The sequence below is a fragment of the Streptomyces sp. SID14478 genome (assembly GCF_010548525.1).
GTDB lineage: Bacteria > Actinomycetota > Actinomycetes > Streptomycetales > Streptomycetaceae > Streptomyces.
This window is the reverse complement of record NZ_JAAGMG010000461.1, coordinates 1-595: the sequence shown is the minus strand read 5'-3', so window position 1 is coordinate 595 and position 595 is coordinate 1. Positions and strand designations below refer to the sequence as shown.

The 595-nt window shown below is 76.1% G+C and carries 1 pseudogene; it reads left to right on the top strand.

From position 1 onward, the window contains the following. Positions 1-595, top strand: a pseudogene (locus G3I40_RS15305) (condensation protein); the annotation flags it as partial.

Below are 595 nucleotides of genomic sequence, written 5' to 3'. Positions count from 1 at the left end.
GCCCGACCTGCCGTCGCCCTGGGCGCGCCCGGCCCGCGTCGCCCCCGGCTCCCCCGAGCCCCGCCCCGGCAACGGCCTCCTGGTCTGCGAGCTCGCCGTGCCGCACCGACCCAAGGGCGCCCCGTACACGGTGAACGACCAGCTCATGGTGGCCACGGCCCGTACGATCGCGGACTGGAACGAGGAGCACGGTGTGCACGGCGCCGGCCACCGGGCCCGTCGCCCCCTGCGCATCACGATGCCGGTGGACGACCGCCCGCGGGACGCGACGATGCCGATCGGCAACGGCACACGACTGGTCGAAGTCCCCTTCGCACCGGACGAGTTGACCCGACCGACGCCCGAACTCCTGCGCCTCACGGCCGCCCGCACCACGGCCCTCAAGTCGCTCGTGCGCCCCCAACTGGGCCACGGAGCGGCCCTGTTGACGACGCCGTACGCCCCGGTGGCGTGGCGGGCGGCCGCCACCCGCGCCCTGCGCACGGCCGCCGCGCCGTGGACCTCGACGACCCTGCTCAGCAACATCGGCCGCATCCCGTACCCGCTGGACTTCGGCGACGGCGGCCGGGCCCACGCCGTCTGGTTCTCGGCGCCC